Below are 18,204 nucleotides of genomic sequence, written 5' to 3' on the forward strand. Positions count from 1 at the left end.
TCATATCAAACATTACTAATTTCGGACGATATGTGTAATAAAAAAGTTGCAGTTCTTTGTTTTTTTGCTACATTGGGAAAAATAGGTAATAACATCTCACATATTGACAATGTATTTCTTTAGTTCCTCATCTTATGAATAATGGATTATAAATTTCCTAGCTTTCTTGGTACTCGATTCACGAATAGAAATATGAGACTTCCCTCGATCTGCTCCAACTTGCAAGCTTAGTTTGTCTGATACACGAAGGCCGCTGTATATCCTTATGCAGAAAAGTAAATACTTTCTAATGCAACTGTTCCTTAAATATTCCTTAATACCATTAACGGTTTCATTATCTGTTATCGGTTGTAAAAATTTCATGCATCAGCCTCACCTCCATGTAAATTTCGAAAAGCAAAAAAAGCCGCAAGCGCCAATAGAGCATTGGGGGAATAAACATTATCTTCATCACCCACAATAATGGTACACCTTAGTTGAATCTACGACTAATGGAACTTGAAGGAAATAAGGAGTCTTGTATAATGAAGAAATTAATGTTCCCCAGTTCAATTGTATGCTTGAGCATTGCAACTGCAATATCATTTCCAGTTTACTACGCACTTAAAGGAAGATGAATCAGATGAATCACATTAGGTGAATAAGCGCGTACTTATAGTATCGATTTATAGTAAAGCGGAGTCAATTTAAGAAATCGAGAGCACTCCATGTTAATGTAATAAAATTGGTGGGAAGAGTTTACCAGTAATGTCTTCTCTTCCCCAAAACCGTTACTGTTAGCGCAGAAACGGTTTTTTTTTAGGAATCGAAAGGTCTATATTTTTTTCGTGACTCTTCAAGCTCGATTTTTTTAATTTCCAAATATGGTCGGAACAACAGATGGCCAGATCATCCTTCTGACTTAATGACATCTAACTTTCCATCTGCAATTAATTTGCGAGCTGTGGAGATTCCAAGAATCTCCGCAGCTTCCCCAGTAAAAACAACATTGGTCCGTAAGAAAGACAGTAAATCTTCAGTAGATGAAAAATTCAACATGTTGTTATCTCCTTAATAGTTTAGTGCTAAGTAGAATCAGCCAAAATGCAATTACGACTAACGCGGCTATACGTATGATGCTTAAATCATTCCAATCGATGTCGGCTAGGTAAAGAATAACTAAAGCCGCAAATGAAATATCAGTACTTGTAATTTTTTTTGATCTACTCATAATTTCACGGTGGTTGTGATATAATACTCATTAGTTAGGTCGGGGAGGTTTCCCTCCCCTTAGGTTACTTAGCGCTTCTTCCCGGGGCGCTTTTTCTGTTTCTCTTTTTTCTCTACATGTAACTTCTTAATTTCAAAGTACGTTTTGTATAAAAGTAAAATTTTATTCACTAATACTAATATTGGATTATGACAGGAAAACGAAGAGAAATAGAGTAAATGAGAGATTGTAATTTTAAAGAAACAAGGGTTTTAAGTAATGTTCCACGGAAGGCTAATCAGAGCTCAAGGCGGAATTTGAACGAATTTGATGATTCGAACCTTGGACATATGTATAAAATAGAAGTTTTTGTACATATGTATGAATACACTAAAAACCCCTTATGTATCCAAAGGGGTTTTTATATTGTTAACCATGAATCGATTACTATTTCGAATTGATTCTCGTAAAAGTTCATTCGAAATTTTGGATGTTCCATATCACAGCCCGAAGTCTATTAAAATTATTTAGAGTATCTGGGATCGTTTTTATGGATGACCCACGGCAATATTTATGTTTTTTTAGTAGATTCGACAAATTGCTCGACATCAATTGACAAGTTATAACGATTTAATAGTTTAGTATATGTATTTAATTACAAATTAAGTTAAATTTGGAGGTAATTTTATAATGAAAAACGTATTGAACACTAAGAAAATTGCAACATCATTGTTAGCGGTAGCAATAATCCTTCCACTAGGGCAAGAAGTATTCGCAGCTGAAGCTACACCAAACCAACCAGGTCTTGTTGAAAGTGTTACTCCGGCTACACCATCTCTTATTAACGGTGTTCCGCAAAGTCGCTTCACACCGTTTGCCCAATATGGACCTTATTTCGACTCTTACAATCCAACTGCAGCACCAACACGTATCGAACAATTTCAAGAGATTGTAAGATATACTCATGATAATTCACTAAACAATCAAGCATTCCAAATGAGTGCTTCAATTCAACAATCTACTTCCAAAGGCTCTGAATGGTATGGGGAGGTTGCGTTTAGTGGAGAGATCAAAGCAGGTATTTTAGGAAAGATTGGAACCCAAGTTTCTGGTGGTGTAAAAGAAACCCGTTCTACTAACGAAGCTGTAGGTGTTAGTGGTGGCCCTCTTAATGTTCCTGCGTACCAACGTGGAGAAATAGTTTTCTATTATGCAGGCAGAACTTCCGGCGGAACTTTGAATTACAAAATGTATGACGACACAATCGGTGGATATCTATACTATAGCAAGCCAGTTAGCGTAAAAGTTCACCCGACAATTTTGGATGTTCATAGCACAGCCCGAGTCTATTAAAATTATTTAGAGTAGCTTAGAGAGAACAACTCTCTAAGCTATTTATTTGAAAGGTGATAAAGCAAAATAATGTATAAAATAAAATTCCTATCACTACTTCTTTTATTTATATGTTTGGTCGGATGCAACTCAAGTGCAACTAATCCAACAAATCCAGAAAAAAACGCTAATGTCCTCTATGTTCAATTTAGCGATCAATTTCATAAATTTAAAGATTCGTATTCCTCGAACAACTTTCTTATGATATCACCAAAAGAAAAAACTGTATTAACCACTTCTTTCCCACCTAATACAATCGATACTAGGAAATCAGATACTGTTTCCGACGATATTCAACAACCAACGAAGCTTGAATTGTATTTCAAAGGAAACAAGTTTCCGGTTTTATTTCAAGTTAGCTTTATGTATTTTCCTTCCTCAGAAGATGCGGGTTTTGTCGCCGTTAATTCAATGTCTGATAATGACAATTTTAATATTTTAAAGGAATATCAGGACATAATGCGTCCTCGTGAAAAAGAACTCCTGGTTTCCTTCAAAGGGTATTTAGTGAGCATTAAGTGTATTTCAACAAAAAATAATCTCACCGAACATGAAATTTCTGAATTTAATCAAAACATCGTGGAGTTCTACTCGGAATTCGAAAACTTGTTATTAGCTGCACAAAAGGGTAATTAACAACTATATCTGCATTGACCTAACAAAAACCGTCCAATCACTGCATGAAAGATCAACTCCATCTTGGATGAATCAGCTACATACCCTTAAAGCGCTAGCGAATGTGATACTTTGAGGTAGATTACATCACGGAACTTGAGAAAATGAAAAACCTGATATCGGAAATCGAAACTTTGAAAAAATAAAAAAAGCGGTAGTCTTAGGAGGAGTGTAATTCCTAGACTACCACTTTTTCACTTCAAGTTCGAACGTCTCGCGCTCCTTCTCCGTATCCTTTCGTTCGCCGAGACGCTCCAGAGCCTCGCACTGACGTTCCTCAACTGGCCGCAATTGCTCAGTCCTTAGTTCGTACAGCGCCGCGATATTAGCCTTCTGAACCGCCACGACATATGTATAAAATAATGGTTTTTGTACATATGTTCTTTTCTATTGTGGGATGATAGTAACCAAAATGGGATAGAAGTTATTCTCAAGGTCCGTTACCGTAGTGCAGACAGGGGGTTAGTTTATCTTCAACTGATGAAAACTTGCTCTCTATCTTTTCCGACAGACCGTTTAATTTAGAATCGACGGTTCCGTTAACCCGAACTGCCATAAGGGCTATGAGAACCGCACACAAGGTGGATTGTTGTCCGTGGATGGAGCTCAATGGCTCTGTCAATCAATAAAATAAGAGAGCCCAAAGGATTCTTTTTCCTTGAGCTCGTTCACCAGTGCTTCTGGATTAAGATAAATATTAAACCATTCATATATGTAGGTTGAAATGACTAATTTGATGCTACATGCCTTACGGCGTTACAACCGAATATTCGCTAACTTCAAATGTTTCAATTTTACTAAAAGCTATATAGTCTTTGCGACTCAAGAAGTTCGCTAAATTGAATGTTTTGTTAAAAGCGTATACTTCGGATCCCGTACCTTCTGCACGTCCGTTGTACCAGTTGATGAATTTATTGACTTCTGTCATGGATAGATCATATTCATTTTCAAGACCGTTAACTAATGTGATTACAAGTAGTGCACGGTTAAAAGATGGGGGTGTAACCGGAGCAGTAGGAGTTGCTGATGCTTCGTTTGAATTGAAACTCTCACCCAGGCTGTTAAATGCTGATACAACGTAGAAATATTTCACACCATTAGTAACTGAATTGTCTGTATATGAAGTGCCACTATTTGCCGATGAAATTAGAGAATACGAACCATTTTGAGTTAAGGAACGTTTAACTTTATATGAAGTGGCTCCTTGAACGGAATCCCAGCTTAGGAAAACTTGAGAATTACCTGCAGTTGCAGCCAAGTTCAATGGAGTACTAGGTATCGCATCTATTGCACCGTATACATTAAATTCATTTACAGTTTGTCCTGTTTGAGAGATATTTGTGAAACCTACTTTACTCACGCCAGTGACATTAACTGGGACTAATGTTCCATCTGATTGAGAAATAGTACTTTTGTAAATCTCTACATTGCTACTATTAAAAAAACTAACGCTAAAATTCGCAGTAGAATTTATCTTAATTCCAGTAATCGTAGCCGGACCAGACAATGTATAGCTCGCAAAACTGAGCGTTCCACCTACTGGATAGAACCATTCACCCGTAGACTCATTATTATCTGTTAATCGCAAAGTACTTCGTTCAAAATAATCATAACTTGCACCTGTAAGCAATGTTTTACCATCTAAAAGTCCACCTGAAAAGTCATTCGCTGCAAATACTGATGAAATTGGAATTAGTACTGAAATAATCATAAAAGCCATTAGACTTGAAACAATCTTCCTCAAAACAATCTCTCCCTTTTATGTAATAATATTAAACAACGTTTATGAATATACAAAATATGACAAGCTTTGTCTAAACAATTCCAGGAAAATAATGTAATTAGAGTAAGTTTGAAATGACACTCCTAATAGTTATGCTACTCTATCGTATAATTTTTCTAATTAAATAATAAAAGCCTAAGGGGATCTATCCCCTTAGGCTAAACAATCAATATTACTGTTGTTCCATCATTTCTAACTCTGATATTTGTACAAACTGAGGATTATAAGCATCAACAATTAGTACTCTCCAATATTTGTAGCTCCCCGTTGGCGTCCACGTAAATGCCTGGTGAGTACCGTTCTGTAAAGCGGTTCCTTCATATTGTGTAGTCCAGGTAGTATTATCATTACTTGCTTCAACCCTAAAATTCTTCATTCCAACACTATAACCCGCATATGCGTCTGCTTGATAAATTAATTTAGCAATTGATTTAGCAGAACTAAATTCAACTTTAATCCATGAATTTAATACTTCACTGTTTTGGCTAGACCAGTTATTTGTTCCGTTAGAATTCCAAAGATTATTAAAGGCTTTATCTGGTGTAAAACTCGCACTGTATGAGCTTGAGGCTGAAAAAGCACTAGTTGGTAAACCATCTGTCAAGTCTGTACTATAACTGGGTGGTGCTGTTGTCGTAAAACTAAAGGTATAGTCGCTTTTTAATGAAGTATTACCACTTACTATTGTTCCTGCGGGAATGATTACTGTATATGTCTGACTATTTAATAAATTCTGCGTAGGTTGAATTGTGAGAACATTACTATTAATAGCAAACGTTGATGCGACAACATCTGATCCTTGAACAATTTGGATTTGTTTTGTAATGTCTCCAAGCTGGATATTTTTATTAAATATTATATTTATTATTTTGTTTACCGGTACACTTATTGAGCTATTTGCTGGGTCTGTACTTACAACAACTAATGGTAACTCAACATCCCACTGTTTTCCTGCATTAATGATTATCGGTGCAACCCCACTGGAACTGCGAACAAAACCACTAGCAACAATACTAATATCCGCGCCATTATTCGCTATTAGCTTCCCGGAAAATGGACGGTCTGTGCATAATCCTGACTGTCCACCGAACGAAAAATGGTACTCTGCAGTATCGTTAGCATTTAAATTAAAAGCTGAACCAGGGGTAATAGTAGAATCAATCCCATCATAAGCACTTCCAACGGAATTGAATTGTGATCCGCCTTTTTTATATAAGTTTAACGTAAGATTTGATGCATCTGGATTTAGATTAGTAATATTTAATGATAAATCAACTTGGTTGGATCCTGAACAAAATGTATTCATTGGAATTGAAAAATTTAACTCATTTGTTGTGGAAGCTGCTGAAACAACTGTAGGGATTGTAAACATAGCAATAAGTAAAAATAAACCCAATAACTTCTTCAAACTCAATTACCACCTTTTACTAAAATTAAGTTACTCGGTGAATTTTACAATCTACGGCATAATCTGTCTAAACATTTACAGGAATATATTGTAATTTCAGTAACTTTAGAATTACTACTTAATTAGTGGCACGTCTATTTGTACATTTCACTTAAATAGAAAAAGCCCTATGAATAGCAATAGGGCTCGGGAATTTGACAATTAATATTATTATTTTATTCTGCCGCATCAAATGAATCTACATCAATTTCAGAAATTTCATCAAAAATAATAACATTCGATCGATTTAGGAACGGCCCTTTTGCTAATGGATTTTCAAAAGTATATCTAGCTAGACCAGTTCCACTAGGTTTTGCATCATACCACGTTGAAAAAGCATCGTATTCAGTATTAGAGAGTATGAACTCCTCTACCGTTCCAGTCTCAAGTGTTAATGTCAATGCAACCCCCTTTGTAACTGGGGTAATTTCAGCTGTTCCTGTACTTCCATCTACTGCATATTCATCAAAATCATATTTTAAAATCTTATCGAAAACAAGACTATTCTTGCGCGAAGAGAACGGCCCTTTAAGATGCTGATTATCGAATTTGTATTTAGCAGAACCTATACCAGCAGCTCTCGAATCAAACCAATTAACATATGAATTAAATTCTGATTTCGAGAGATCGAACTCTTGCTCCAGACCATTTGTCATTGTAATTTTCAGTACAATTCTAGTTGGAGCAGTTGGTGTAGCCGAGGCTTCATTTGAGTTAACACTTTCACCTGCGCTATTGACAGCTGAAACAACATAATAATAAGTTGTTCCGTTGGTAACAGTTGTATCTGTAAACGTAGTTTCAGTTACATTGGACTGTATTGTAGCATAAGGACCACCTGCGTTTGTGGAACCTTTAATATTATAATAAGTTGCTCCAGTTACGGAATTCCAGGATAAGTCTACTTTAGAATCACCACCTATAGCTATTAAGTTTGTTGGAGAATCTGCAACATCCAAAGGTGGTGTGAAACTATAAGTCCCAGTATAATAATGACTACCACCAATGCCACCAAATATATAAATTTTTCCATTTACAACATTAGCACCTGTTTGTTGTCCAAGCCCAGTTGAAGGAGAGTTTGCTAGTGATGTCCAGATATCTTTTACAGGGTCATAAACTTCAACCGGAAAATTATATGCTGCACTAGCAGTATATCCCGCTATCGCATAAATCTTATTGTTTAATACTGTAGAAATCAATCCATAACGAGGGGTATACATTGAACTTTTTGTAGTCCAAGTATTTGTTTGAGTATCGAATATATAAAGTTTATCATTGAGTACACCGTTATTAAACCTTCCACCAAAATAATAAATTTTCCCATTAACAGCTTGAGCAGTAGCATATAAAATTTTGGCTGGGGAAATTGCTTTTGATGTCCAAGTATTTGTAGTTGGATCATATTCAGCTACTCTATCGGTAGCAGGTGACATTCCACCCAAGATATAAATCTTCCCATTAGTAGCAACTAAACTCCCGTTAACTTTTCATCCAGGAGGTGTTGCCTTAAGCACAACTGAGTTCGTTGCTGGATCATATTTATTAAAGTTACCATTGCCTAGTGCTCCATATTGAAAATAAATCTTATCATTTAATTGCGTAGCAGTAGTCTCGTTGCTCTTCGTTATTGTTGCTTTTACTGACCAAGAATTAGTAGACGGATCATACATATTTACTGCATTTAAATCCACAGAACTTTCAGGGTATGATTGCCCACCAAACGTATAAATCTTCCCAGCCACTGTTGCCGAGGACGTTTTATATAAACCGCCTGGATTTGGCACATCGCTTTTTTGTTCCCAGGTCCCCCCTGAGTCAGCTGAAGCTAAAATAGGACAAATTAGAATTGCTAAAACAAAAGATAAGCCAAGCAAGATTCTTTTTAGATTAAACAATATTTTTACCACCTTTTGATTATTTGAATTCATCCAGAATCATACATTTTATTACATATTTCATCCAACCATTTACTGGATTTTTATGTAAAAATTTCTTTAATACCATAACATTTTCTATTTTTATTAGATAATTACCTATTTTAGTAATTAGTTCAAAAAGGTAGGATCTTTATATCCTTTGCTATGAATCTAATTGTTGCCCTGATACTTTTCGCAGCTGATTTGCAAGCCAATTATAATATTTCTGTTGTTTAGATAACTCAACTAATGTTTCGTCCAAAGCGCCAACTTTTTTATCTTCTACTACATGCCACTCAGGTTTAATCCAAGTGTTAAAAATCGTATTTGCCACACCGTTATCAAGAATCACTGCTTGCTGTTGAATGGCCATTCCAACTTTCACCCTTCCGCAGTGCCGTTAGATTCGTCTCGATCGATTCCAATCCTGTTTATGATAATATCATTTGATTATGCACGTAGATAACCCTTAATGACGACTATAAGTATCTTCCCCTATCGGGATATTTGTTATTTAATAATAATAGGGCGTAGTGCAGACAGGGGGCCAGGATATGACCGTCATTATTGATTATAGGAAAATGAAGCAACTCCAGAAAGACCTTGAATCTTTTTCTCAAACATCATGTGTTTTCTTGAGAATACTGTTTAATTCAGATTTCATGAAAAACTTCACAAAATTCCACTCGTTTGAAGAATTTTTAAAATTAGGAGGATTTGAAGTTCAAAACCAAATGGCGTTCAGAAACCCTAGTGATCTGTTCGATGCTCATGTAGCTCAACAGACACAATTTACCGATTGGAAAGACATGCAAGCACATGCTGTTAAAAGATACATTCAGCGTTTTCTTGAACTTTAAAACAACAAATCAAGCTACGTCCCCATCTTTTCAATTAACTCATTCATCTTCATCTTCATCTTCATCTTCATCTTCATCTTCATCTTCATCTTCATCTTCATCTTCATCTTCATCTTCATCTTCATCTTTTCATAGTATGTTTCATGTACCTCAGCAACTTCAGCTACTTTTTTTGAATACTTGATCCATCCAACCCCATTTCAAGTCGACTGCTCTACGTAGCTCTAACATTAGTGAAAGCTACCCAATTGAATTATTTTCATCAAGTCCTTCATTTAGAACAAGAGCTTGGACTACACAACACCGCTTGAATAGTCCACCTATGCTGAGGTGAATCAACTATGATAAATAACAAAAACACACCAATCAAACATTTATTTTCTATTCCAGAAGTACTTTTAAAAAAAGATATATCATGCATCTTTGAAGCTAGAAATGATACTGATACAGAAGCAAATCTGACAAGGATCTGGAAGGCACTGAATAGCGCGGGTTATCAAAACGTCGAGAGCCTATTAAACGCAACTCGGACTGATTTAATGAAGGTTAGAGATATCGGGCAAGCACGTCAGACATTACTTTTCGACTTACTTCATAGAGTATCTGACAAACCTGAAATAGTCCATTACGTTTCTGAGGAGTTAAAAAGAATAAAACTAGAGGGTATCAAGAAGAAATTACGTGAAATGGGGATGATAAATTAGAATGTTTGCTAATTTATCATGAAAAAAGCTCAATGGACAGCTTTCTCTCGTGCTCTTTACATCAGTTCTTATATTTTTAGGTTTATTTTCTTTTTTTAACGTTTGGAGGCAGACCTGCATCATACTAAATAGACATATACTGAGTGTCCGACCAAAAACACTCTTCACAAATTGCATGTGGGTAAGCGCCTGCGTGTCTTTTTCTTGTTATGCTACACTAAATTGTAGAAAATTGGAGTCTTCTAAGATATTTACTTGCGCTCCTACACTTAGTAAAATCAATTTCTCTCATACTCCCTCACCTCCCAATACTTCCCAGTTCAACGGAGTAAGCGGAGACTCCTCTATATAACAACTTAAACCTTCTTTAATGAAAATAGGGAGATAAGACGTTAGTCTCACTCCCTAAAACATTTTTCTAGAATTATCTTCTAATTCCGATATGATACTGTTAATACCAAAAGAATGCATTAATGCTAAGTGATGTTGATAATCCAAATGTCCCTTGTTTTTCTTGTATTCGAGAAAATATTAAAACATCCCTATTTGACTTTTCGGTAATTGTGCAACAAATATGTTTGAATAGCTGTATTTTTGTTCATCATTTAGTTTCAATTCATCTCTGACGAACTGGAGAATAAAAATGAAATTATCATAACACAGCATGAGATTTTTCATAATAGATAAATACGGATTACTAATCATCTCAAATTGAGTGCTATTTATCCCATTTGGATGACGTGAAATATCATTACTCAAATCAGAATAATATGTTTCGAATAAATCAATACCTGTAAGTTTCCCTGAAGTTACAGATGACACAATAGTTTTGTGAGCTGTAATCAAGTTGAAAAACGTTGTTTCAAATCTCTGCAAATTCATCATTTCTCTTTGGCCTGCCAGTTCTGCTGTAGATCGGGCAACTACTTCTCTCTGTAACTTAAGTTCCTCTCGTTGAAGAGATAACTCTTGACGCTGAATAATTATTGTGAAGATTATTCCTGCAAATGCAAGTCCAGTAAAAAGAGAATTAATTGCTCCAAACATATCTCCAGCTGTACCTCTATCATCTCCAAAAAGCCTAGTCATCACAAAGCCTGAAATTAACCAAAAACTCGCTATTCCTATCGACCAAGAGATAAATGATTTTTAACCCACAGTAAAAACCCCAAAAGTTTTGAATGTAACTTAATTCGCCACATGTAAGAGCTTACCTTTAATTAACTATTTCTTTTTTAGTTTGAAGATGCAGTGCCAACTCTTGTTTACTCTGTCGGCTTTGCGCTGCTGTCCATACTTAATAATGATTAGCTTCACCGCTTATAAAGGAGGTATCTCTCGCTCTAGACTTTTGCCCCGTCCAGGAGGTTCACAATGCCCTGAGATACTTTTGGGAAGGTATGGTTTGTCCTACTGTAAGGAATGTGGTACCACTGTTATGATATCACTGTGAGAGTTGCATTTCCCCAAACGATCAAACGCGAGTCACACAGGCGGTTACGTGGCTTATGGCGAACCAAACTTTGTTCTTATCCTTTTGAAGAGGGAGTCAGCAAAGTCTAAAAATGTAACCCGCACGCTAATACCATTGTTAAGCGGTAATTTATTCTGATGCTCTTACCCCTAATGCGCCATCTCCGGAATGGAGCCATATTGGACTAGGGCTATTGCCCATCATTGTCCTATCCCAATTGGTTTTCTTATCGGCTACTTTTTCTCCTGATCACACATAGTGTCTGGCTTTGCCTCGCAGAGATGTAACTACATTGTACTGACTCCTTCGCCTTCTAATAATGGTACAGTTATATTGTAATAAGTAATCATTCCGTGATTTATACGGATTTACTACTAATTCATTACTCATTGATTTGGAAGTCTCAATCCAATCTCACCATCAGTATTACGCCCTCTCCCATAGTCAATAACAACGAAGTCCAATGTTCGATTGATCTTTAAGCTGCTTGCTATGCTGGCTATAGCTCGTCTGCAAAAGTTGTTGCCGCTATTGGATCAATATCCTTTTTGTAACCCTTCTCAATGTATGCTCGAGCCTTTAAATACTCCATACCGTCTATAAATAAGAGTTTGACTGCTTGTTTCTCATGCGGCTTCCTGATGTTGTTTATTACGCTTTTGATAATATTGGTTATTGCTAAATAGAATTTATAGTTCGCGTGCCGACTGTCTTTCAGAACAACGGAGTTACCTGTTACGTCTGCCTTTACTTCTTGTCCAGTAATGCGTTTCGCTGCATTTCCTTCTACAGAAAGCAAATCATAGGCAGATAAGCCATTCTCCATTTCTTTAAGAGCGTACTCATAGTTTTAATGATATCGACCATATCAACGTATTTTCCGAGTAGCCACTTTGTCTTGCGGATATCTTCCTCGGTTATTTCATCAAAGTATGTTACTTGAATTATTTTCTTGTTGTCTTCGAGTTCAGCTGAGGAACTCTCAATGATTGCTCTTAAACCCTTGCTCATATGGATCACCCTCTGTGGATTTATCACTTTGATTAACTTGTATTTGTTTAAGTGCTTCTTCAACAACTGGTGGCACATCGCAATCGTATACTCCTAACTGGACCTTCTTTAGAGCCTCTACAGCGATATTTAGCAAATGTTCCTTACTTTGCCTCTTTTCAATTTCATCCCAAGCAGCACGGTATCCCATAATTAATGAGCGCAAAGTGTGAAGTTGGGTTTGATCTTCAATGAGATGTTCGTCGTTTAATTCTTCAAAGTGGTCTTCAAGCGCATCCAATGCCGACTCAGGCAGCCATGAGATAGTAATCGTTAAAGTATTCAAGGTGTCCTCCTAATAGTTCTCAAAATTCCTTCGCTTTTCGGCAACTCCGGTATAATAAGTGGAGTCCATTGTGTGGTAGTCCGGCCAATCTGAGTCAAGTGGTGACCCACAATACGGAGGCTCTTGAATCGGGAATGACCACCACAACACATCGCCTTTATCTTCGTGCCATTCATCAATTAGGATTGGTATGAAGGCATCATTGAATTGTTTTAGACGTGTAAGTTCTTCACCCAATAATAAATTTTGTTTTATACGTTGGTTGTACTGCACAGTTATTTCTCGGTTATTTTTGATCTGAAGCTCTCTGGAATCACAAGCTGATTTTATATCCAACCGTAATTGTTGAATCTCCGTCTGAGATACTAAAAGGTCTGCTTCCAATAATGCTATAACCATGCCATTCTCTTCTAACTGTTGTTTTGCGTTCATGCCTAACCTCCTCATGATCCTCAATATTCAAACGGTGTTCATTTCTTAGTACTACAAATAGTTAGTACTTATTTACACTTGCAATCTTTGTTATGATTTGATTGAAAGGATTGATGACTAAGTATGAAAGAGAAAATACTCATTACAATCAGTTGCATGTTACTTGCTACAGGGATACTACTTTGGTATTATGCAATCCATAGTCCCCCCATGTAGGATTCGACAATCTGGGATACGGCATTATCAGCTTTGCTTTAACTGTACTTGGATTGATCTCGACAATAGCGTCATTAATTTACTCATCATTAAAAAAGTATAAATGATGTTCCTCAATATTCAGCTGTGTTCGTGACCATACCGAACATTACCTCGATATGTTTAGACGCTCCGCCACCATGAAGGAGCGTCTAAACATTGCTACAATCCTCAATATTCACGAATGCTCATTCAATTTCCGCATGGCATTTCGTCCGATCTTTATACCTCTGAACTTCCGCTAAGACACCACAATGAAAATTGCTTGTTTCGTGGAATAGTCTAATTTCTACGTTTCTTTTCTTTGCTTCCTTCACAAGCTCTGTCAAATCGTCTAAAGTGAAATCATTAATCGAAAAGCAGATTGTATGTGATCCTCCGACTGCTTCTTCTAAGACGCATTTCTTCTTTCTAAATCCATTTTCGCACCTCCAAGTCCTTCAATATTCAAGATGTGTTCATGATTTTGTAGTCACTCTACCGCATTTCGTACATTGGTAGTCGATTTTTCGATTTTTCCAACTATGGTCACATTGGAGGTCATACTTGGTTAACAACTGCCAAATATCCGGTGGATACATTGTCCTAAATCCTTTCGCAATCTCACGCAATTCATCTACAAGCTGTGCGCTAGGCGTTCTTGCCATTCTCATTCCTCCTTAAGATCTTCGATATTCACGATGTGTTATTCATCAATTAGTTTTCATCGCCTTCATGACCACACGAACAATCTTTATAGATTTCTTTGCATGTTGGACAGATGTCGTTTTTCCCGTCATCATACCCAGCATCGTCCATCATGCAAAATTCGCACTGATCGTCATCTACATGCAAATGCCGTTCTTCCCGTTCCTCTTTGCACTCTGGACATATCATGTAAAAACCTCCATCAAGATCTTCGATACTCAAAGCTGTCCGTCAGTACCCTTCGAACTCTGGCATTTTATCGAGTTGGCTCTGCTTATATGTGTGTACCTTAATCTTCTAGTCGGGGAACACAGTGTACTCGCCATCAAGCCAATCTAACATTTTCAGACCATCGACAATTGTCTTTCTCATAATTGCAAACTCAGTAAACTTAAATTTTACCTTTGCTGCTTTACCCAGATTGCCTACTATTTCATCTACCGAATCGTCGGGAGATATGCATACTGGATCCAACCCTGCTGGAATAATTGGCTGCCATGTTTTTACTTCTGTTGTATTAAACATTGAAAACCCTCCCAAGTTCTTGATTATTCAGCAATGTCCACTAGTGCGCAGGAAATATTTTTCTTCAATCGTAATAATCCGTTCCATGAGTTACCTGTGTAGTATATTTTCATAAAGCAGATACTACTTTCATCAAAGGGGGGTGAGCTGAAATGCCAGCAACAATTTCTGTATTGAACAAGGTGTTAAAAACAGACTTCTGGATGAGAAACCGCCATGACAGACCATCTGATGCTGATATTCAAGCAGCTGGAATGCAAGCGGCAAATGAGAAAGCCAAAAATGAAGATATTGGTATTGTCCAAGCAATAATCCCAAACGCAAAATTCGATCATGTTGATTATGTTAGTTACGATATTATTGATTTGGAACAACATAAAACATGGGGGACTAATGAAAGGCATTGGCAATGTCATGCCTTTATTAATTACAAACTGTTTTACACGGAAGAATAATTCTTAGAAATACCCTCATCTTAATTTTGAGGGTATTATCTCATTAACTTGTACTTCAATATTCAGTCAATCCCTAGGCAATAAATCCATGTCGAAGTTAGAAGTAATAAATCTAATTTATTAATAGTTATTAAACGTAGGTTTACATCATTACCTAAGCGATCATAAATTTGATACATGTCGTCTTTTCTGAATTCAGTTCCCATGAAGTTGTTGAAACTTTTTAAAACTCTCGGCGCCCAATACTTGTTTAGCCCGTTTGCAATTGGTCTTGATACCCAAGCGAACATTTTGCATTTGAATTCTAATTCGCTCTCTACATTGTCGAGTCGAAAATACAAGTTGTTTCTTGGATTTAAAATTATTTCATTGTTGGCATTAATAAATGATCCTTCGAATGACCGTAATGCTTTCTTTACGTACTCTTCCAAGTGGTGCTCACCACATGTCATTCGATATTAAAACGTTTCCTGCATGCATATTAATTATAATAAAAGTACATAAAGATAATTTCCATTTATTTCAATAATATTACAAGTTGAATTATTAATTGTTTTTAATTGGAATTTATAAAAATATGAAACTCGTGGTTAAATATAGTAAATTTTAGGAGGAAATACACTTTATGTTGAAAAAAAATTCTAAAAAAACCTTAGCCATTGGTATCATCACATCTTCTCTAATTTTTTCTGTACAATCTGCTTTTGCAGCCACAATTGTAGAGTAGACAGCGCCACAGGCCGCTAACTCTGAATTGATTTAGGCATACGTGAGTTTAGCTGCTACGCAGTTAAGGCTCATTTGATGCCAGACGATGTATTTTGGGTGATGGATGTTAAAGAGCACGAATTCAGCTTAAAGCCGAATCCGAAGGCATTATATCTCCTTATATAATTCTACTTCGCTCAACTTCCACACACACTTCTCATAAAACATTCGCCATGGAACACCTTATTTATTAATTTCCAGCACCCCGGGCATAATAACATCGGAGGTGACTTACCATGAAATGCGTATACTGTGAAAACCTTCAGCAAATCAAAGGCAAGAAAAAACATAAATGCTACATCTGTTCAATCCTTAAACGGTAAAACAATGGTGCCTTCCGGCACCTTAATATTCAGTCGGTGTTCATTACCAATTAGTGCTAAATACAGTGAACGGAAGCTGTTGTATTTTATTTGTTGTATGTACGGTACGCCAAAGTATATCCTTTCTTTTGACACATGCGTCTGGTTCACCCCCAGACAACCAATTCATTGTCCGAGCTTCTGCTTTTGTGAGCTTCCTCCCCATACAAATCTCCGAAGTCTTAACTAACTCCCGATAACGTGGTATTTGCCATTCTTCCATTTCAAAACCTAAATAGGGCTTCATAGTAATAGTCTTTATCAACCCATGCAATTCGACCGCGATGATTATGTCCTTAATATTGCAAATTCATCCTCACACACGTTCCCTTTTCAATATGTTGTGTGACGTTAATTTGTTTTTAATGTGCTAACCACTCCCACAACAACAATGTTGGTTAGCCGATCATTGAAACATAATTTTTACTTTTTTTTACAATGTATACTTTATTTCCTTGCGACTAAACATATACTCGTCCAGCGCTGGTCATTAAAAATAATTGATAACTGGGAGGAGTCAAGTCTAATGAGTGCAACAATGACTGAAATCAAAACTACAGATTCAGAAGTAATGACTGAAAGATGGGATTGGCCAAATCCGGGAGATATATGCGGTTACACAGGCTATAAAACTAATAAATTTGACCTTAAGCAAAAGGTTGAAAACGGTGGTTGGATTGTAGCTTGGTCTGATGACATTTCAGAAACGGATGCTATTCAAGGCGTCGTCGCAGCTGGAGTTTCCGTGGTTAGCTCTAATCCAGGTCCCTTTTTACTTTGGATTGAACAATTAGTTGAACGTACGATTTCGTCACTTGCATCAGATGCGAAGCAAAAGTTCACAGATGAAATACGAAAACAAGTTAATGAACTCGCCGCGGATGTTATTAAACGAGCTTTACAAGGAAAAGATGCGAGTGAAGCCTTGAAACAATTTGATACTCTCGATGTTAAAGCAGGTGCAATTAAATATTCCGGAAAAAACGTGGTGTGTGGTAATACAGTAACCACAACTTGGGGAATGAAACCTTATATAGCTTTTAGATTACGTTAAACTAAATTTTGATTTAAGTTGAATTCCGAAACCTGAATAAAAATTATTCTTGAATTACTCTACTAGGCATAATCTAAGTAGAGTAATTCAAATTCCTTTATTGGGGGTGAATAGGATCACCTTAAATGACATCCAAATGATCAGGAGATGCACATCCCAGCAACAACAAAGCAAAATTAAGATGTAACTTGCTGATATTTAACCTCTTTGCAAGATTGGTACGTTTGATAATGGAATGATGATTTCTGAGATAGAATAGTTGATCCTCCGTCAGCTCTAATTTTGAAAATTCGTGCAACTTGGATATCCCCTGCTCCGTGGCCCTCTTCTTCCTTGCGACGATTTCAAAAGGAACTGGTAAAGCACGATAAGAAATGCATCCATCTACGCGACCTGAGCTCTCTTTGCAGCGCCTGAAATGACCAATTTATTTATGAAGTACATAACCGTAATGCGATGTACTCCAATCTTACTGGCAATATCTCTTGGCAACGCTCCTGCTCCTAATTTCTCGTAAACAGCAGCCTCTTTTCTCGAAAGCTGTAACATTATTTTCCCGCTCCTAATCATTAAAATATCCATAACCAAATTGAGGTTCATTGATCTGTTCTACGCTCACAACATCCTGCATGAGTTTAGCGAAGACAGCTATTTCCTTTTCATCCATGTTTTCAAGAAGACGTAGCTCTCTCGCCTTCAGTGATCTACCGGCAGCAGTTGTAAGCAAGGTCAAGATGGGTGATAACTGCTCGGTGCGCATACTCTTTTCTTTCTCAGAATTGCGTAACGCCGTTTGCTTGCGGTTATGTTCATCCCAATCTTGTTCGTCAAACCAGAAATTTTCTCCATACATAACGCGATATTCATCAATGAATACATTCTTTAAT

The 18,204-nt window shown here is 36.7% G+C and carries 19 protein-coding genes and 1 pseudogene; 6 read left to right on the top strand and 14 right to left on the bottom strand.

Translation table 11 applies throughout. The features are described 5' to 3' along the window. Positions 1–888 precede the first annotated feature (888 nt). Complete coding sequence (locus HQN88_RS37435; RefSeq protein WP_246319997.1) at positions 889–1,038, bottom strand: MerR family transcriptional regulator; 150 nt, start codon at positions 1,036–1,038, stop codon at positions 889–891. 841 nt (positions 1,039–1,879) lie between these two features. Between HQN88_RS37435 and HQN88_RS01405 the strand changes: the two genes are divergently transcribed. Continuing rightward, positions 1,880–2,542 carry a hypothetical protein gene (locus HQN88_RS01405; RefSeq protein WP_173108472.1) on the top strand — a complete coding sequence of 221 codons (663 nt, stop codon included), beginning with the start codon at positions 1,880–1,882 and terminating at the stop codon, positions 2,540–2,542. A 69-nt stretch (positions 2,543–2,611) separates the two neighbouring features. Further along, a complete protein-coding gene (locus tag HQN88_RS01410) occupies positions 2,612–3,217 on the top strand; it encodes a hypothetical protein (RefSeq protein WP_173108473.1) in 606 nt (201 codons plus the stop codon). A 787-nt stretch (positions 3,218–4,004) separates the two neighbouring features. Here HQN88_RS01410 and HQN88_RS01415 read toward each other — a convergent pair. The 5 genes and pseudogenes from HQN88_RS01415 to HQN88_RS01435 all read right to left on the bottom strand — a co-directional run bounded on the left by HQN88_RS01415 (position 4,005) and on the right by HQN88_RS01435 (position 8,778). Then, the gene (locus HQN88_RS01415) at positions 4,005–5,000 is read right to left on the bottom strand and encodes a fibronectin type III domain-containing protein (RefSeq protein WP_173108474.1); all 996 of its coding nucleotides are present in this window, start codon (positions 4,998–5,000) and stop codon (positions 4,005–4,007) included. A gap of 211 nt (positions 5,001–5,211) precedes the next feature. Further along, complete coding sequence (locus HQN88_RS01420; RefSeq protein ID WP_173108475.1) at positions 5,212–6,447, bottom strand: Ig-like domain-containing protein; 1,236 nt, start codon at positions 6,445–6,447, stop codon at positions 5,212–5,214. A 215-nt stretch (positions 6,448–6,662) separates the two neighbouring features. Continuing rightward, a pseudogene (locus tag HQN88_RS01425) lies at positions 6,663–7,952 on the bottom strand (Kelch repeat-containing protein); the annotation flags it as partial. A gap of 24 nt (positions 7,953–7,976) precedes the next feature. Further along, positions 7,977–8,384, bottom strand: coding sequence for a Kelch repeat-containing protein (locus HQN88_RS01430; RefSeq protein ID WP_173108477.1), 408 nt, complete (start codon positions 8,382–8,384; stop codon positions 7,977–7,979). 184 nt (positions 8,385–8,568) lie between these two features. Further along, positions 8,569–8,778, bottom strand: a complete 210-nt coding sequence (locus HQN88_RS01435; RefSeq protein ID WP_173108478.1) for a hypothetical protein — start codon at positions 8,776–8,778, stop codon at positions 8,569–8,571. Positions 8,779–8,959: 181 nt separating this feature from the next. Here HQN88_RS01435 and HQN88_RS01440 point away from each other — a divergent pair, with 181 nt between their 5' ends. Both HQN88_RS01440 and HQN88_RS01450 read left to right on the top strand, forming a co-directional pair. Next, entirely contained in the window at positions 8,960–9,265 is a 306-nt protein-coding gene (locus tag HQN88_RS01440) for a hypothetical protein (protein ID WP_173108479.1), read from the top strand. 341 nt (positions 9,266–9,606) lie between these two features. Then, complete coding sequence (locus tag HQN88_RS01450; protein ID WP_173108480.1) at positions 9,607–9,969, top strand: hypothetical protein; 363 nt, start codon at positions 9,607–9,609, stop codon at positions 9,967–9,969. A 531-nt stretch (positions 9,970–10,500) separates the two neighbouring features. On the opposite strand, the gene HQN88_RS01455 is transcribed toward HQN88_RS01450, so the two are convergent. The 6 genes from HQN88_RS01455 to HQN88_RS01480 form a co-directional block, all read right to left on the bottom strand. Continuing rightward, complete coding sequence (locus HQN88_RS01455) at positions 10,501–11,058, bottom strand: hypothetical protein (RefSeq protein ID WP_173108481.1); 558 nt, start codon at positions 11,056–11,058, stop codon at positions 10,501–10,503. A gap of 884 nt (positions 11,059–11,942) precedes the next feature. Beyond that, positions 11,943–12,269, bottom strand: a complete 327-nt coding sequence (locus tag HQN88_RS37440) for a hypothetical protein (protein ID WP_246319998.1) — start codon at positions 12,267–12,269, stop codon at positions 11,943–11,945. Between the two features lie 156 nt (positions 12,270–12,425). Next, positions 12,426–12,779, bottom strand: coding sequence for a hypothetical protein (locus HQN88_RS01465; RefSeq protein ID WP_173108482.1), 354 nt, complete (start codon positions 12,777–12,779; stop codon positions 12,426–12,428). A 9-nt stretch (positions 12,780–12,788) separates the two neighbouring features. After that, positions 12,789–13,211: a hypothetical protein gene (locus HQN88_RS01470; protein ID WP_173108483.1), complete on the bottom strand. Its 423-nt coding sequence runs from the start codon at positions 13,209–13,211 to the stop codon at positions 12,789–12,791. A gap of 713 nt (positions 13,212–13,924) precedes the next feature. Next, a complete protein-coding gene (locus HQN88_RS01475; protein WP_173108484.1) occupies positions 13,925–14,113 on the bottom strand; it encodes a hypothetical protein in 189 nt (62 codons plus the stop codon). A 337-nt stretch (positions 14,114–14,450) separates the two neighbouring features. Then, positions 14,451–14,678: a hypothetical protein gene (locus tag HQN88_RS01480; protein ID WP_173108485.1), complete on the bottom strand. Its 228-nt coding sequence runs from the start codon at positions 14,676–14,678 to the stop codon at positions 14,451–14,453. Between the two features lie 152 nt (positions 14,679–14,830). Between HQN88_RS01480 and HQN88_RS01485 the strand changes: the two genes are divergently transcribed. Both HQN88_RS01485 and HQN88_RS01490 read left to right on the top strand, forming a co-directional pair. After that, positions 14,831–15,133, top strand: a complete 303-nt coding sequence (locus HQN88_RS01485) for a hypothetical protein (protein ID WP_173108486.1) — start codon at positions 14,831–14,833, stop codon at positions 15,131–15,133. Between the two features lie 1,656 nt (positions 15,134–16,789). Further along, entirely contained in the window at positions 16,790–17,317 is a 528-nt protein-coding gene (locus HQN88_RS01490; protein WP_173108487.1) for a hypothetical protein, read from the top strand. A gap of 384 nt (positions 17,318–17,701) precedes the next feature. Here the strand turns inward: HQN88_RS01490 and HQN88_RS01495 are convergent, their stop codons facing one another. Together HQN88_RS01495 and HQN88_RS37445 are read right to left on the bottom strand one after the other, a co-directional pair. Further along, the gene (locus HQN88_RS01495; RefSeq protein ID WP_173108488.1) at positions 17,702–17,866 is read right to left on the bottom strand and encodes a hypothetical protein; all 165 of its coding nucleotides are present in this window, start codon (positions 17,864–17,866) and stop codon (positions 17,702–17,704) included. A 13-nt stretch (positions 17,867–17,879) separates the two neighbouring features. Beyond that, positions 17,880–18,170 carry a hypothetical protein gene (locus HQN88_RS37445; protein WP_246319999.1) on the bottom strand — a complete coding sequence of 97 codons (291 nt, stop codon included), beginning with the start codon at positions 18,168–18,170 and terminating at the stop codon, positions 17,880–17,882. Positions 18,171–18,204: the final 34 nt, after the last annotated feature.

The organism is Paenibacillus qinlingensis, assembly GCF_013204845.1.
Taxonomy (GTDB): domain Bacteria; phylum Bacillota; class Bacilli; order Paenibacillales; family NBRC-103111; genus Paenibacillus_E; species Paenibacillus_E qinlingensis.

Coding starts and splice junctions, on each gene's coding strand:
- HQN88_RS01480 (WP_173108485.1), bottom strand. CDS start 14,678: ATGTTTAATACAACAGAAGTAAAAACATGGCAGCCAATTATTCCAGCA.
- HQN88_RS01410 (WP_173108473.1), top strand. CDS start 2,612: ATGTATAAAATAAAATTCCTATCACTACTTCTTTTATTTATATGTTTG.
- HQN88_RS01485 (WP_173108486.1), top strand. CDS start 14,831: ATGCCAGCAACAATTTCTGTATTGAACAAGGTGTTAAAAACAGACTTC.
- HQN88_RS37445 (WP_246319999.1), bottom strand. CDS start 18,170: ATGTATGGAGAAAATTTCTGGTTTGACGAACAAGATTGGGATGAACAT.
- HQN88_RS01440 (WP_173108479.1), top strand. CDS start 8,960: ATGACCGTCATTATTGATTATAGGAAAATGAAGCAACTCCAGAAAGAC.
- HQN88_RS01490 (WP_173108487.1), top strand. CDS start 16,790: ATGAGTGCAACAATGACTGAAATCAAAACTACAGATTCAGAAGTAATG.
- HQN88_RS01470 (WP_173108483.1), bottom strand. CDS start 13,211: ATGAACGCAAAACAACAGTTAGAAGAGAATGGCATGGTTATAGCATTA.
- HQN88_RS01450 (WP_173108480.1), top strand. CDS start 9,607: ATGATAAATAACAAAAACACACCAATCAAACATTTATTTTCTATTCCA.
- HQN88_RS01495 (WP_173108488.1), bottom strand. CDS start 17,866: ATGTTACAGCTTTCGAGAAAAGAGGCTGCTGTTTACGAGAAATTAGGA.
- HQN88_RS01405 (WP_173108472.1), top strand. CDS start 1,880: ATGAAAAACGTATTGAACACTAAGAAAATTGCAACATCATTGTTAGCG.
- HQN88_RS01475 (WP_173108484.1), bottom strand. CDS start 14,113: ATGGCAAGAACGCCTAGCGCACAGCTTGTAGATGAATTGCGTGAGATT.
- HQN88_RS01455 (WP_173108481.1), bottom strand. CDS start 11,058: ATGACTAGGCTTTTTGGAGATGATAGAGGTACAGCTGGAGATATGTTT.
- HQN88_RS01435 (WP_173108478.1), bottom strand. CDS start 8,778: ATGGCCATTCAACAGCAAGCAGTGATTCTTGATAACGGTGTGGCAAAT.
- HQN88_RS37435 (WP_246319997.1), bottom strand. CDS start 1,038: ATGTTGAATTTTTCATCTACTGAAGATTTACTGTCTTTCTTACGGACC.
- HQN88_RS37440 (WP_246319998.1), bottom strand. CDS start 12,269: ATGGAGAATGGCTTATCTGCCTATGATTTGCTTTCTGTAGAAGGAAAT.